16 protein-coding genes are annotated in these 13,194 nt (G+C 71.5%); 8 read left to right on the top strand and 8 right to left on the bottom strand.

Annotated elements, in window-relative coordinates; all coding sequences use genetic code 11:
• Positions 1–169: 169 nt before the first annotated feature.
• Both EIL87_RS03695 and EIL87_RS03690 read left to right on the top strand, forming a co-directional pair.
• Positions 170–793 (top strand): class F sortase, encoded by a 624-nt coding sequence (locus tag EIL87_RS03695; protein WP_125088728.1) that lies wholly within the window; start codon positions 170–172, stop codon positions 791–793.
• 83 nt (positions 794–876) lie between these two features.
• On the top strand, positions 877–1,383 hold the full coding sequence (locus EIL87_RS03690) for a putative immunity protein (protein ID WP_199740253.1): 507 nt from the start codon (positions 877–879) through the stop codon (positions 1,381–1,383).
• On the opposite strand, the gene EIL87_RS03685 is transcribed toward EIL87_RS03690, so the two are convergent.
• The 6 genes from EIL87_RS03685 to EIL87_RS03660 form a co-directional block, all read right to left on the bottom strand.
• Complete coding sequence (locus tag EIL87_RS03685; protein WP_125088726.1) at positions 1,380–2,237, bottom strand: alpha/beta fold hydrolase; 858 nt, start codon at positions 2,235–2,237, stop codon at positions 1,380–1,382. The genes EIL87_RS03690 and EIL87_RS03685 overlap by 4 nt on opposite strands.
• Before the next feature lie 67 nt (positions 2,238–2,304).
• Positions 2,305–2,937: a LysE family translocator gene (locus EIL87_RS03680; RefSeq protein WP_158628577.1), complete on the bottom strand. Its 633-nt coding sequence runs from the start codon at positions 2,935–2,937 to the stop codon at positions 2,305–2,307.
• A gap of 90 nt (positions 2,938–3,027) precedes the next feature.
• Positions 3,028–3,870 (bottom strand): GNAT family N-acetyltransferase, encoded by an 843-nt coding sequence (locus tag EIL87_RS03675; protein ID WP_125088724.1) that lies wholly within the window; start codon positions 3,868–3,870, stop codon positions 3,028–3,030.
• Positions 3,867–4,541 (bottom strand): helix-turn-helix domain-containing protein, encoded by a 675-nt coding sequence (locus EIL87_RS03670; protein WP_125088723.1) that lies wholly within the window; start codon positions 4,539–4,541, stop codon positions 3,867–3,869. Before EIL87_RS03670 ends, EIL87_RS03675 begins: the two co-directional genes overlap by 4 nt.
• 46 nt (positions 4,542–4,587) lie before the next feature.
• Positions 4,588–5,079: a DUF1059 domain-containing protein gene (locus EIL87_RS03665; protein ID WP_125088722.1), complete on the bottom strand. Its 492-nt coding sequence runs from the start codon at positions 5,077–5,079 to the stop codon at positions 4,588–4,590.
• Complete coding sequence (locus EIL87_RS03660) at positions 5,042–5,611, bottom strand: class I SAM-dependent methyltransferase (RefSeq protein ID WP_158628576.1); 570 nt, start codon at positions 5,609–5,611, stop codon at positions 5,042–5,044. The genes EIL87_RS03665 and EIL87_RS03660 overlap by 38 nt, the downstream gene beginning before the upstream one ends.
• A 178-nt stretch (positions 5,612–5,789) precedes the next feature.
• Between EIL87_RS03660 and EIL87_RS03655 the strand changes: the two genes are divergently transcribed.
• From EIL87_RS03655 to EIL87_RS03645, 3 genes are all read left to right on the top strand, one after another.
• Complete coding sequence (locus EIL87_RS03655) at positions 5,790–6,362, top strand: GNAT family N-acetyltransferase (RefSeq protein ID WP_125088720.1); 573 nt, start codon at positions 5,790–5,792, stop codon at positions 6,360–6,362.
• A gap of 306 nt (positions 6,363–6,668) precedes the next feature.
• Positions 6,669–7,460, top strand: a complete 792-nt coding sequence (locus EIL87_RS03650) for a thioesterase family protein (protein WP_125088719.1) — start codon at positions 6,669–6,671, stop codon at positions 7,458–7,460.
• 1,127 nt (positions 7,461–8,587) lie between these two features.
• The gene (locus EIL87_RS03645) at positions 8,588–9,337 is read left to right on the top strand and encodes a D-Ala-D-Ala carboxypeptidase family metallohydrolase (RefSeq protein ID WP_125088718.1); all 750 of its coding nucleotides are present in this window, start codon (positions 8,588–8,590) and stop codon (positions 9,335–9,337) included.
• A 502-nt stretch (positions 9,338–9,839) separates the two neighbouring features.
• On the opposite strand, the gene EIL87_RS03640 is transcribed toward EIL87_RS03645, so the two are convergent.
• Both EIL87_RS03640 and EIL87_RS26725 read right to left on the bottom strand, forming a co-directional pair.
• Complete coding sequence (locus tag EIL87_RS03640; RefSeq protein ID WP_125088717.1) at positions 9,840–10,055, bottom strand: hypothetical protein; 216 nt, start codon at positions 10,053–10,055, stop codon at positions 9,840–9,842.
• A gap of 10 nt (positions 10,056–10,065) precedes the next feature.
• On the bottom strand, positions 10,066–10,242 hold the full coding sequence (locus EIL87_RS26725; RefSeq protein WP_158628575.1) for a hypothetical protein: 177 nt from the start codon (positions 10,240–10,242) through the stop codon (positions 10,066–10,068).
• Positions 10,243–10,346: 104 nt separating this feature from the next.
• Between EIL87_RS26725 and EIL87_RS03635 the strand changes: the two genes are divergently transcribed.
• The 3 genes from EIL87_RS03635 (at position 10,347) to mshB (ending at position 13,023) form a co-directional block, all read left to right on the top strand.
• The gene (locus tag EIL87_RS03635; protein WP_125088716.1) at positions 10,347–11,075 is read left to right on the top strand and encodes a Clp protease N-terminal domain-containing protein; all 729 of its coding nucleotides are present in this window, start codon (positions 10,347–10,349) and stop codon (positions 11,073–11,075) included.
• Positions 11,076–11,139: 64 nt separating this feature from the next.
• Complete coding sequence (locus tag EIL87_RS03630) at positions 11,140–12,102, top strand: DUF3048 domain-containing protein (protein WP_233576000.1); 963 nt, start codon at positions 11,140–11,142, stop codon at positions 12,100–12,102.
• 78 nt (positions 12,103–12,180) lie between these two features.
• Positions 12,181–13,023 carry an N-acetyl-1-D-myo-inositol-2-amino-2-deoxy-alpha-D-glucopyranoside deacetylase gene (mshB, locus tag EIL87_RS03625; RefSeq protein ID WP_125088935.1) on the top strand — a complete coding sequence of 281 codons (843 nt, stop codon included), beginning with the start codon at positions 12,181–12,183 and terminating at the stop codon, positions 13,021–13,023.
• Positions 13,024–13,194: the final 171 nt, after the last annotated feature.

Raw genomic sequence — 13,194 nt, 5'->3', positions numbered from 1 at the left:
CGACCAGCGGTGATGAGGATTCGGGGACGCCACCGACCGGCGGTGTGGAAACCGGGCACGGCGGAACGGCTGAGAGCGGATCTCATGTCGTGCCCGTCGGTCTCGCCGGCGCCGTGCTGCTGACTGCTGGAGGCGCCCTGGTTCGGCACCGCCGGGCGAGCTCCGCGGAGTGAGAACGCTTGAAGGTCCGAAGAGCTCGAGGAGGGTGGGCGCTGGTGTCGCCGGCGCCTGCTCCCTCCTGGTGCTCCTGCTGGCCGGGTGCCAGGGAAGTGACGGCAGTGCTCACCTCCCGAACCGTGCTGCACGCGTGGCGGTCGAGAGCGACTGGCCGGAGCTGGAAGGGCGTCCTGCCGCTGAGCCGAGCAGGGTTCGCATCTCCGACGCTGGCATCGATGCTCCTGTCGTTCCGCTCGACGTCGATTCCCGCGGCGCGTTGATCCCTCCCGACACGGGTGAGGTCGCGGGCTGGTGGCGGAACGGTCCAGAGCCGGGGGAGAGGGGGCCGGCGGTGATCGCCGGTCATGTGGACACCTCGGTCGGCCCGGCCGTCTTCTACCGGATCCCGAAGCTCAGCGAGGGAACCGAGGTGGTCATCGACCGAGCTGATGGGACGTCGGCGGTCTTCACCACGTACCGGGTCGAGGAGCACCCGAAGGACGAGTTCCCCACCGGGTCCGTCTACGGGGCCACCGCTCTGCCGGAGCTCCGGCTCATCACCTGTGGCGGCCGGTTCGACGCCGCAGGTGGTCGCTACCTCGCCAACGTCGTCGTGTTCGCGCGACGCACGGGCTGAGGACTGCGGTGATGTCCGCGCGTTCGACTGTCCTGCTGGGAGCATGCGGGCATGGGATCGGGCCTGGGGACGTCGAGTTGAGCATGGACGACCTGCGGGTGGTGGCTCGGTTCGCCGCGGGGAGCGCTGGGGAGGTGTTGCAGCTCTTCGAGGCAGACCGTCCCGGCGACCCGAGGCCTCGGGTCGCCGTCGACGCTGCTCGGAGCTTCGCGGTGGGGGCTGACCGGACGACGCTGCAGCGGGTCGCGGCGGTGGACGCGCACCGAGCGGCCAAGGACGCCGTCGCCGAAGCCGCGAAGCACGCTGCGCACGCCGCCGGCGATGCCGCCGCTGCCGCGTACCTCCACCCCCTGGCGCGAGCGAGCCAGGTCGGGCACATCCTGCGCGCCACCGCGCACGCGGCGCGGGCGGCGGAACTGGCCGCAGGTGGTGCTCCGGCTGTGGGTGACCGGTGCGTCGAGCGGGCCGGTCGGCGCGCGACACCGGGACTCGTCGACGTCCTCCGCCGCTATCCCGCAGCGCCCACCGGGAAGAACAGGGTCGCCCAGCTCATGACGGCCCTGGACCTGTCACTGAGAGCCGGTCCTTAGACCCGTGTGGGGGCGGGCCAGAGGTCCAGCATTGCCGCCACGACCGCGTCGGCGGCCGCGTCGGGGATTGCCGTGGCGGCGTCGTCGAGCACGAGGAGCCGTGCGCCCGGGACCTCGTGAGCGAGCGCTTCACCGTTGCCGATGGGGAAGAACAGGTTGCGGCGGCCGTGCACCACCAGGGTCGGCAAGGTCAGCTCGGGAAGCCGCTCGCGCCAGCGCGGCGCGCAGTCCAGTGCGGCGAAGACGGCGCCCAGTTGGTTGGCCTGGTGCACCGCAGGGAGCCTGCTCGGCGTGCGGTCCCAGATGCGCTGGGCGAGGACTCGGGCGGTCTCCGGGTCGTCGCCGAGGATCACAGCCTCACCGGCAGCGTGCTCCGCCACCGCCTGGCGGTCGGACCAGTCGGGGGCAGTGCGCGCGAACAGTCGACCCATCGCCTCCGCGTCGTGGTCGGGGAGGTCGTCGTCGACCGGGCCTGGGGCCACGGGCCGAGTTCCGACGAGGGTCAGGGCGGCGAACGCCTCGGGGTGCTCCAGTGCCGCGACCTGGGCGACCATGCCGCCGACGCCGACGCCCGCCAGGTGCGCCGGCCGGTCGTCGTGCTCGCGGGCGAGGGCCGCGGCGTCGGCGGCGAGGTCGCGCAGCGTGTACGCCGGTGCGCCGGGGTCGACCGTCGTCGACGTACCGGAATCACGCAGGTCGTAGCGAACGACGTGCCGTCCACCCCGGGCGAGGCCCTCGCAGAGCGCGTCCGGCCAGGAGAGCATCGTCGTCCCTCCCGCGCACAGGACCAGCGGTGCCCTCGCGTCGCCGAAGTGCTCGACCCCGTGCGTGACGCCGTTCGCCTCGATGGTCATCGTTCCTCCCACCCGGATCGCCCGTCTCGAGGGTGGGACTCCGGGCGAGGCGAGAAGTCATCTGCGGTCAGCCTTGGAGGGCCAGGCCGGTGCCGAGTGTGATGAGGGCAGCTGCGGAGGCGCCGGTGATGCTGCGCTGGACCGTCCGCCGCTGCAGCCAGGTCTGGACGCGGCCGAGGACCGCGATGAGCAGGACGTACCAGATCAGCGAGAGCAAGCAGAACAGCCCTGCGAGCAGGGTGTGCTGCGCCAGCGTCGGCATCCCGGGCAGGCTGAACTGGGGGAACAGCGCGAGGTAGAAGGCGGCGACCTTGGGGTTGAGCAGGTTGCTGAGCAGGCCTTGGCGGAAGGCGAGCCGTCCCGGCAGGGCAGGGGCGACCGGAACCGACTGCGGCTCGGCGGGTGCGGGGCGCCTGCGGGTGAGGTCGATCAGTGCGCGCACGCCCAGGTAGATGAGGTACGCCGCGCCCACGAGGCGGAGGCCGTTGTAGAGCGGGCCCGACGCCTGCAGGAGGGCGGTCAACCCTGCCACGGCGGCTGTGGCGAGGATCGTGTTGCCCGTCATGATCCCGCAGGCCGTCGCCGACGCCGCGGATCGACCGGCGACAGCGGCGTTGCGCAGCAGCAACGCGAGGTCGGGGCCCGGAACGACGATCACGGCCAAGCACGCTCCGATGAAGGCCCACAACTGCCCTGACACCCGGTCCCTCCTCAACGCCGGTCATCGTGGCCGTCCCATGGTCCACGACGCCACTCGCGTCCTGCGACGCGCTCGGCGCTTCGGGGCTGCTCAGGCGCGGGAGCTGCGGGAACGGGAGGGGCGCAGTCCGAGGGTGCGGCGGAGGTCCCGCCGGGCCTCGTCCACCAGGATGCGCAGCGGGTGGAACGCGACGACGAGCACGATCGCATCGCGAGGCCCGAGGATCGAGTCGAACCAGGCGTCGACGTCCGCCCGGTCCGAGGTGGGACGTTGCGTCCACAAGCCGGCCTCGGTGTCGTCGTACGCCTCGCTGATGACCAACGTCCTCGGGTCGAGCCGGTCGGCCTGGCCCAGTTCGGTGGCGGCGTCCACGGAGATCTGGCGGACGTGCTCCGGCACCTCGGTCCCGGGCGCGGGCCATGTGGTGCCGGTGCGACCGGCGGCCGACGACCACGCGCCGTAGACCAGCGGGTTCGCCGTCCGCATCACCGCGTGGAGGGTGCGTGGTGCGGCCTTGATGATCGCTGCGCGCAGCAGCACCCGCCAGATCCTGCTGGTGATGCCGGTGCCCTGGTGGTCGGGGTGGACGCCCGCCGAGTTGGCGTAGAAGCACCTGCGGCCGCCGAGCTCCCGGTCGTTGCTCGCGACCCAGGCGATCGGCAAGCCGTCGGCGTCGACGACGATGACCAGGCCGTCCAACCGGTCCAGGTTCTCGTCGGAGAGCCAGTTCAGCCAGTAGTCCTCGGTGGTCGCGGTGAACGCCTGGACCGCAGCGGCCGGGAACGTCCCGCGCAGGTGCTGCCGAGCGGAGCTGGTGAGCTGCGTGCTCACCCGCGTCCAGAGCAGGCCGGTCAGGCCAGGACCGACGGAGATCTGCTTCGCTCCGCTGAGCAGTTCCGGTGGGTGGTGCGGGGGCGTCGCGCGAGTGGTCATGTGCAACTTCCTGCAGGTCGGGGTGGCTGGCGGGTGGGTGGTGCGTCGTGGAGCACCGCGCGCACGGCCGCGGCGAGACGGGCACGCCGGTCGGCGCTGATCCGCACCGAGCCGTCCGGGCCGGGTTGGTGGAACGCTCGGCGCAGCAACGCCGTCGGCAGGTCCACGACGCAGGTCGTCATGACCTCGACGGTCTCGTCGTCCCGTCGCCCCCACAGCGCCACCGCCAGGCGGCAGAGCACCTCGGACACCAGCCTCCGGTCCAAGTCCAGCAACGAATCCGCGAGCTGATCGGGAAGTTCGGGCCCGAGCAGCTGGTTCCGGTCCACCGTCATGAGCATCCGGGCGGCGGCCGGGCGCTGGTCGGCGAACGCCGCGGGAGCGTCGGCGGCAGCGATCACCGCGTTCACGGCCGAGTCGGGCGGCGATCCCGCGTCCAGCGCCTGCGTGATGAGCTGCGCTTGCAGGTCCAGGAAGTCGACCGCGGCCCGCAGCCACAACCGCCCGCGCAACGCCGCCAGCGAGCCGAAACCGTGGTAGATCGCCCCGTTGGGAACTCCGGTCGCTGCCGAGAGCGCGCGCACCGTGAGCGCTCCCGGCCCGCCTTCGGCGACGAGCCGTTCGGCCACGTCGAGGGCCTGGTCGAGGTCGTGCAGGCGGGGGCGTGGCATGGCGAGCAGAGTAGTGGAGCATCTGCTCCAGAACAAGCAGGGTGTGTCAGAGCTCGTGGGGCCGCACGACGTCGAGGGTGTGGAACGTCGGTTCTCCCTCGCAGAGGTCGCGGATCCGCTGGGAGAGCTCGTCGGCCTCGGGCATGTGGGCGTCGACCGCCTCGTCGTACGAGGGGAACTCGATGAACTCGTAGTACACGTCGGGCTGCTCGTGGGAGTGCGTGAGCAGGGCGCGGGTGGCCGCTCGCTTCCCGCCGGCGCGGCTCTCCCACTCCTCCACCAGCTTGTTCAGCTCGTCGGCGCGACGGGTCCGGAACTCGATGAGCTGCACGAACCGCAGGCTCGCCGAGCCCGGTTCGACCTCGTCCTCCAGCACGGCGCGGATCTGCTCGCGCAACTCCGGGGTGTCGGAGTGCCCGTGCGTCGACACCGCGTGCTCGACGGCCGCGCGGACGACCTCGTCCTCCTCGCCGGCGATCGTCAGCGAGCAGCCGCTCTCGCTAGGTGTTCTCCTGCAGTCCGCGACTTTCCGCGTCATGGTGTTCTCCTGTTCGGGCGCCTCCCGACAGCCACGCGAACTCCCGCACGTACTGCGGGGGCAGGTGCGCCGCGATGCCCTGCACCAGCGTTGACCGCGGATTCCCACGGGGACGTGACGAGTCGACGTCGTGCGTGACGAGCCCGCCGAGCCGCAGGTGGGTCAGGACGTCGAGCCCGTTCACGCCACCCGCGATGTCGACGAACAGCAGCTGGCCGGTCCGGCGGAGCACCCGGGCGATCTCCGAGGCCACCCGCGCCGGGTCCTCCGCGCGGTGCAGGACGAACCGGCACACGACGACGTCGAACGAGCGGTCGGGGAACGGCAGGTCGTCCGGCGAGGCGTCGCTCTTCTCGGCCGGCAGCGGCAGGCGCGTCTCGCGGATCTCCGAGCCCGCGTCCACCAGCGCCAGGTGGCTGAGGTACTGGTAGGCGGGCAGCTCGTCGAGGTCGCGCGCCCCGATGTCGAGCACTCGCCCGGACGACCGGCGCTCGACCTGCACGCGGAACCGCTGCAGCAGCCCGGGCGGCATCGTGTGATCGGTTCGGCTCAGGGGTGCGCGGGTCGTCATTGCCGCAGCATCTGCCCGCACCCGCGATACGACCAGGGGAATTGGTCCGTTCCGCCCGCTAGGGCGCTGCTCATCACGTCCACCGGTCCGGGACCGCGCATCGATCGTGGGGCGCGCCGGTTCGTGCCACAGTGACGTCGTGGCCATCGAGATCCGCCCTGCTGCCGTCTTCGACGACGTCCGCGTCGTGATCGGTCCGAAGTCCGCCGGGGCCAACGTCTGCTGGTGCCTGAGCTACCGCATCCCGTCGAAGCTCAACAACGAGCTGCGCGGCGAGGCCCGCGGCGAGTACGTCGCCGGCCTGTGCCGCGCGGATCCGCCACCGGGGGTGCTCGCGTACTCCGACGACGAGCCGGTGGGCTGGGCCGCCGTCGCCCCGCGCTCGGAGACCACCTTCGCGCGCAACCGCAAGATCCCCTGGGTCGACGACCTCCCCGTGTGGTCGCTGTGGTGCGTCCGCGTGCGCCCCGGCTACCGGAAGAAGGGCCTCTCGCACCCGCTCATCGAGGGAGCCGTCGAGTTCGCCCGGTCCCACGGCGCCCCGGCGGTCGAGGCGTACCCGCTCGACAACGGCGGCGCGAAGGTCGACCTGACCATGGCCTACGCCGGGATCCGCACGAACTTCGAGCGCGCCGGGTTCACCTACGTCACCGGCACCAGCTCCGTGCTGGCCGGGCACCCACGAGTCCTCATGCGCCGCGACCTGCGCTGATCGACCCGTTCGGCCGTCCGGGTCACCCGTGCGCGCTGCGCCGTGCCCCGCAGCCTCGGGTGGTTCCAGGCACACTGCTCCGACCGTGGCGCAGTCCCCCACGCCTGCGAGGAGTGGGCCGGACCGCGAGGGGCGTCGCTGCCTGGTGTGCGGTGGACCCGGCCCCGCGGCTCCGCTGCGCGCTCCACTGGACCACGCCCGGCTGCACGCGCCCGGTCGTGATCCCGGTCCTGTTCGGGTCCCCCGGGGCCGGTTGCTCCCTATCCTGGGACGGCACATTTCCGCTGAACGGGGGAGCGCAGTTCGTTGGTCGCGACGGTGGGGGACGGGTACTTCGCACGCGTGGGAGACGGCCGGTACAAGCCGACCGCGCACGTCGGTGGGGCCTGGCGCGCGGATGAGCAGCACTTCAGCCCGCTCGGCGGGCTCATCGTCCACGCGATCGAGCAGGCCAGAACCGCTGAAGGCCGTCCCGACCTGGTGATGAGCCGGATCAGCTTCGACATCCTCGGGCAGATCGCGCTGGAGGAGTTCGACATCCACGTCGAGACCGTGCGCCCCGGGCGGACCATCGAGCTCACCGAGGCGACCGTGGTCATCGGCGGACGCGCGGTCGTGCGGGCGCGCGCGTGGCTGCTCGCCGAGGTGGACACCGAGGTCGTCGCCGGTGGGGAGCCCGCCTCGCTGACGCCCCCGAACGAGCTGGAGCCGTGGCCGATGGGGTCCGTGTGGTCCGGCGGCTTCATCGAATCGCTGCACACCCGCGTCGTCGGTGAACCGCGGCCGGGCCGGACCACCGCGTGGGTCACCACCGGGCACGAGCTCGTCGTGGGGGAGGAGGTGAGCCCGCTGGCTTCGTTCGTCGCGCTCATCGACACCGCCAACGGCATCGCCGTGCGGCAGGAACCGACGAAGTGGATGTTCCCCAACGTCGACCTCACCCTCCACCTCCACCGGCAGCCCTCGGGCGAGTGGACCGGGCTGGACACCAAGGTCACCTTCGGCGCCCGTGGGCAGGGCCTGACCAGCACCGACCTGCACGACGTCGACGGGCCCGTCGGCCACGCGGAGCAGATCCTCACCGTCCGTCCCCTCTAGGCCTGAAGGTCGTCCCTGAGGCCTGGGGGTCGTCCCCGCGAGGCCTGAAGGTCGTGCCTGGAGGCCTGGGGGTTGTCCCCTCGAGGCCTGAAGGTCGTCCCTGGAGGCCTGGGGGTGGTCCCCGCGAGGCCTGAGGGTCGTCCCTGGAGGCGTGAGGGTCGAGGTTCGCTCGGGTTCGACTCTGCCGATGCGCCACCGAACTTCGCGCGAACCTCGACACGCGGGGACGTGACCAGGGCAGACACGCCCGGGCTTCCCACAAGGGCGCGCGTTGGTGAGGCAGTGCGAGAGGCGGCGTAGGTGGCGCGGTATCCACGGGGTGACGCGGGATCTCGGCAGGGTGCCCGGTCGTCTCGTGAGGGTCTGCGGTCGTCTCGCTGGGGTGACCGCTCCGCCGGAGGAGAACTCCTCCCGACCCTCGCCCCTCACGACAACCGAGAACCCGAGCCCGCGGTCCCTCCGCTGGGGTCACGGTCGTCTCGTTGGGTTCACGGCCTCTCATGGGGTTCAGGGGCGTGCCGTGGGGGGCGGTTCTCGAGCGAGTTGGACGGGTCTTCCGCGGGATGGCGCAGATTCGCGGGTTCGCGGGTTCGCGGGTTCGCGGTCCTCGGGGGAGGGGAGTGGTCTTGCGTCGAGTGGGGGCGGTTCTCGCCTCACTGTTAGTTCCTTGGAGGCTTGGGGGTCGAACTTCGCGCGAACTTCCGCCTGGACGAGGCGGCGTCGAATTCCGCGCGAAGTTCGAAACGAGCGGAGTTGTGACCAGGAGAGACACGCCCGGCCTTCCCGGGAGGAGCGCGCGTGTTGGTGGGGTGTGCACGTCGTGGCGCGGCGGGCCCTCCGTGGAACCGGGCGGTTGTCGCGTGGTGGGGCCTGCTCCTGTCGTTGACGTTCTCACCGAGCGGGTGCCGGTGATCTCGTGCGGTCCGCGGACGGGGTCGTGGTCGGGTAGGGGTTGCTCGGGGTCGTGTCGGTTCGCCGGTGTCGTGGTGGATCGGCCGTCTGGACGGCCGGGTTCGACCGCGTTGTGCCTTTTTTGGTGATTTCCTGACAACAGCACTAGTTCGTGGGGTTCTTCCGGAAACATCCGCAGCTGCAAGTCCTTCCCTCGCAGCGAGAGGTGTTCCCGCATGAAGAGCACACGATCAGCCGGTGTGGCAGCTGCACTCGTGACCGGTGCCGCCGCGACCTTCGTCGCGCCCGTCGCGGTGTCCGCACCCGCGGCGCCCGCGCCGAAGGCCGACGGCTGCTACACCTGGAGCAAGTCGCTCAGCGAAGGCGACTCCGGTGACGACGTCCGCAACTTGCAGATCCGGGTCGCCGGCTATCCGGGCAGCGGCGGAAAGCTCGCCATCGACGGCGTTTTCGGGCCGGGCACCAAGGACGCCGTCGCCCGGTTCCAGGAGGCGTACGGTCTGCCCGCCGACGGAGCCGCGGGCGAGTCCACCTTCGCCAAGATCTACGAGTTGCAAGACGACGACTGCTCGCCCGCCCACTTCGACTACTCCGAGCTCAACAACTGCAACTCCGACTGGTCCGGCGGCAAGGTTTCGGCCTCGGAGGCCAGGTCCAACGCACTGGTGACGATGTGGAAGCTCCAGGCGATGCGGCACGCGTTGGGTGACGCGCCGATCCAGGTCAACGGCGGCTTCCGCAGCGTGTCCTGCAACGACTCCGTCGGCGGGGCCCCCAACAGCCGCCACCTCCACGGTGACGCCGCCGATCTGGGCGCCGGGTCGCAGGGCTTCTGCGCCCTGGCGAAGCAGGCGCGCAACCACGGCTTCGGTGAGATCCTCGGCCCGGGCTACCCGGGGCACGACGACCACGTCCACGTCGCCGGTGGAGCCGACACCTGGTCCGCGCCCGACTGCGGGATCTGACCGGCGTCGTCAGCAGCGGGCACCTGGGGCCGCCGGGTGCCCGTCCTGCGTCCGGCCCGACGATGTGGCGGTGGCTCGGAGTTGCGCCTGTGTGACGGGCATGACGTGTGATGTGACTATCCGTAGTCGGCGGGTCCGAACGCGCGTGCGATCCGGCATGATGGATGAAGCGCTTCCACGGCGTAGTGGGAAGCCTCCGCGGGGAGCCGGCCACCTGGGCAGGTGCGCAACGCCGCCCCCGTCACCACCGCGACCGCGCGTGACAACGCCTTTCCGACCCTCCTCCCCGTCGTGGGACCTCTGAGGGGGAGGAGTGCGGGCCGTGCTAGCGGCTCGACTGGCCGAGCGAGGGCCGAACCCCCCAGTCGGCCCCCGGCCAGCGAGGGAGCGAGCCGGGGCCCTCTCCCCCCGGGGGCCCGACTCGTGCCTCCCGGTGGGGAGGGGACGGGCCGGGCGGAGCGACCCCCCGCCTCCGCGCGGCCCGTCCTCCCGAAACCGTGGATCAGGCAGGAGGGTTGATGCCGCGGCGGTAGCCCTTGCCGGTGCACTGCGGGCACGTTCGCCACTCGGCCATGGTCATGCCGGTCTGCATCTCCTCGGTGGCCTGGATCATGTAGAGGCGCGGCTCGCTGATCTTCTTGAGGCCCCCGCACGACGAGCACAGCGCGTTGGGGCCGTTGGCGTCGATACCGGCGTTGTCGCCACCCTCGTCCGACATGGGTTGATCCTCACACGGGAGGCCCACCGCCCCGCTGTCGGCCCGGGTTTTCCCGGCAGTACGGGCAGCGCCCCAAGGCCATCACCGTGGACACCTCACCGGTGTCGAGAGCCATGAACCGGCGGGCCACCTTGATGTTGCCGGTGCCGCCGCAGCCGCGGCACTCCGATTCCGCTTCCTCGCGCATGCGCTCACCTCCCCCGTAGCTCGAACGCTACCGCCGTCCGACCGCACGGTCGATGGCGTCAACATGAGGTTGACGCTGCTTCCTCGTCAACCTATGGTTGACGCATGGCTGACAAGAACGAGATCCCGACCATCCGGCTCGACGACCTCATCGACGGCATCAAGAAGGCCAACGACGAACCGCTCGCCCAGCTCGAGGGCGCCGTGATCGTCGCCGAGCACCTCGGTGAGGTGGCCGACCACCTCATCGGGCACTTCGTCGACCAGGCCCGTCGCACGGGCGCGTCCTGGACCGACATCGGCCGCAGCATGGGGGTGTCGAAGCAGGCCGCGCAGAAGCGGTTCGTGGCCAAGGGGTCTGAGGAGGCCGGGCTCGATCCCAGCGCTGGTTTCGGCAAGTTCACGCCACGCGCGCGCAACGTCGTGGTGCTCGCGCAGAACGCCGCCCACGAGGCCCGCAACGACGAGATCCGCGTCGCGCACCTGGTGCTCGGCTTGCTCGGCGAGGAGCACGCCGTGGCCGCCAAGGTGGTCCAGGCCCAGGGCGTGGCGCTCGACGCCGTCCGCGACGCCGCCACCTCAGCGCTGCCCGCGGCCGTCGAGGAGCTGCCCGCGCTGGTGCCCTTCGACGCCGACGCCAAGAAGGTCCTGGAGCTGACCTTCCGGGAAGCCCTGCGGCTCGGCCACAACTACATCGGCACCGAGCACATCCTGCTCGCCCTGCTCGAGCACGAGGACGGCGACGGCATCCTCGCCGGCCTCGGCATCGACAAGCGGACGAGCGAGTCCCAGATCGCCACCACCATCGAGGAGATCGTGCGCCAGCAGCCCTGAAGCTGGGCCGTTCGGCCGCTTGTCCTCGTCCACCGGCCGGGCGAGGCTACGCGGTGGAGGGGCGATGTGGGTTGTGCGCGTGGTCGGCACGCTGGTGTCGGCGATCCTGCTGGTGGCCGCCGGACTGGCGGTGCAACCGACCGAGACGGTGTCCTTGCCGACCCTCGACCCGGTGCCGCAACCCGCCCCTGAGCCGCCGCCCCCGCCTCCACCGCCACCCGGACCGCCGGTGCTCGCGGTCAAGATCGACAACGCGCCGAAGGCGCGTCCGCACACCGGGACCGGCGCTGCGGACATGATCTACGTGGAACCCGTCGAGGCCGGGATCAGCCGCCTGATCGGCATCTTCGCCTCGCACACACCGCCTGTGGTCGGGCCGGTCCGAAGCGCGCGCCAAACCGACCTGCGGCTGCTGCCCCAGTTCGGCCGGCCGACGCTCGCCTTTTCCGGGGCCGCACCGGAACTGCTGCCGGAGATCGGCCGCTCCTCGGTCACCAACGCCTCGCAGCAGACCCTTCCCGGCGCGTTCTACCGGGGGCCGGGCCGGGCGCCGCACAACCTCTTCGCGCGCACCGACCGCCTGCCACCGGGTGCGGGCTGGTCGCCGGCCGCTCCGCTGGTGTTCGGTCCGGCTCCGGCGGCGGGTGGTGTGCCCACCGGGCACGAGGAGATCGCCTACCGCTACGCGCGCATCGGGTTCGACTGGGACGGCGGGCGCTGGCTGGTGTCGATGGACGGCAAGCCCTACGTGACCACCGACAGCGGACCCGGTGCTGCGAGCACCGTTGTGCTGCAAGAGGTTCCGGTGTTCAGCTCACCGTTCCAGGACGTCGGGGGCAACGTCTCACCGTTCGCCGAGACCGTGGGCAGCGGGCGGGCGGTGGTGCTGCGCGACGGTCTGAAGTTCAACGCGCACTGGGACCGCCCGGCCCCCGAGCTCGGCACCACCTACACCACCGAAGCGGGCGAGCCGGTGCAGTTCGCGCCCGGGCAGGTCTGGGTGGTGCTGGTGCCGAAGGCGCCGTGAGGCAGCGACGAACACCACATCGCCGACCAGTGTCGGTGCCAGTCGCTACGCTCGGAGGACATGAGCGAACGCCGACTGCTGCTGGTCCACGCCCACCCCGATGACGAGGCGACCGGGACCGGCGCGACCATGGCCCGCTACAGCGCCGAAGGCGCCACCGTGAGCCTCGTGACCTGCACGAGTGGTGAGCTGGGCGAGGTCATCGCCGACGACCTCGCGCACCTGCGCGACAAGCCGCAGGAGCTCGGCGAGCACCGGCGCGGCGAGATCGTGCGCGCGCTGGACGAACTCGGCGACATCAAGCACCACTGGCTCGGCGGTCCCGGCCGCTTCCACGACAGCGGCATGGCCGGTGAGGACACCAACCACGCCGCGGGCGCCTTCGCCTCCGCCGATCCGGCCGAGGTGACCCGCGCGATGGTCGCCGTGCTGCGCGCTGAACGTCCGCACGTCGCCGTCACCTACGACCAGAACGGCGGGTACGGCCACCCGGACCACATCGCCGCCAACAAGGCGCTGATGGGCGCCCTCGAACCCGCCGCCGACCCGTCCTACGAGCCGGAGCTCGGCGAGGCTTGGGACGTGCCCAAGGTGTACTGGACGGCGATGCCGCGTTCGCTGCTCAAGCGCGCGGTGGACGAGGGCTTGTTGTCCGAGGAGGCCGTCGCGGCTTTCGAACCGAGCACCGTTCCGGACGAGGAGCTGACCGCTCAGATCGACGGCCGGGAGTTCCACGCCCACAAGCTCGCCGCCCTGCGCGCCTACCGCAGCCAGGTCAACATCGACGACGACGGTTTCTTCGCGAAGATGGTCAACGACCCCGAGTTCGGCCGCGAGCACTACGTCTTGGTCCGCGGGGAGCGGGGCCCGGGCGAGGGCCCTTCCCGCTGGGAGACGGACCTCTTCGCAGGACTGGACTGACCGCGGAAGACCGGAGGCGATCCACGTGTGCGCCGGTGCTCCGCGTGGTGCCGCAGCACCGCTGGAGAACCCACGTGGTCTGGTCCCGGCCGTTGCTCCCGGTGTGGAGCCCAGGCCTGCCTCCGTCGCAGGTCCTCCAGCGGTGCCGTGGCGAGCACCTCGCGAGCGGGC

Source organism: Saccharopolyspora rhizosphaerae (assembly GCF_003931915.1).
Classification (GTDB): Bacteria; Actinomycetota; Actinomycetes; order Mycobacteriales; family Pseudonocardiaceae; genus Saccharopolyspora; species Saccharopolyspora rhizosphaerae.
The sequence above is the reverse complement of the archived record's forward strand: the minus strand, read 5'-3'. Positions and strand labels throughout refer to the sequence as shown.

Bases quoted from the DNA above. Each gene is read 5' to 3' on its own strand.
- EIL87_RS03690 (WP_199740253.1), top strand. From the start codon at position 877: ATGGACGACCTGCGGGTGGTGGCTCGGTTCGCCGCGGGGAGCGCTGGG.
- EIL87_RS03685 (WP_125088726.1), bottom strand. From the start codon at position 2,237: ATGACCATCGAGGCGAACGGCGTCACGCACGGGGTCGAGCACTTCGGC.
- EIL87_RS03675 (WP_125088724.1), bottom strand. From the start codon at position 3,870: ATGACCACTCGCGCGACGCCCCCGCACCACCCACCGGAACTGCTCAGC.
- EIL87_RS03670 (WP_125088723.1), bottom strand. From the start codon at position 4,541: ATGCCACGCCCCCGCCTGCACGACCTCGACCAGGCCCTCGACGTGGCC.
- EIL87_RS03665 (WP_125088722.1), bottom strand. From the start codon at position 5,079: ATGACGCGGAAAGTCGCGGACTGCAGGAGAACACCTAGCGAGAGCGGC.
- EIL87_RS03660 (WP_158628576.1), bottom strand. From the start codon at position 5,611: ATGCCGCCCGGGCTGCTGCAGCGGTTCCGCGTGCAGGTCGAGCGCCGG.
- EIL87_RS03645 (WP_125088718.1), top strand. From the start codon at position 8,588: ATGAAGAGCACACGATCAGCCGGTGTGGCAGCTGCACTCGTGACCGGT.
- EIL87_RS03640 (WP_125088717.1), bottom strand. From the start codon at position 10,055: ATGTCGGACGAGGGTGGCGACAACGCCGGTATCGACGCCAACGGCCCC.
- EIL87_RS26725 (WP_158628575.1), bottom strand. From the start codon at position 10,242: ATGCGCGAGGAAGCGGAATCGGAGTGCCGCGGCTGCGGCGGCACCGGC.
- EIL87_RS03635 (WP_125088716.1), top strand. From the start codon at position 10,347: ATGGCTGACAAGAACGAGATCCCGACCATCCGGCTCGACGACCTCATC.
- EIL87_RS03630 (WP_233576000.1), top strand. From the start codon at position 11,140: ATGTGGGTTGTGCGCGTGGTCGGCACGCTGGTGTCGGCGATCCTGCTG.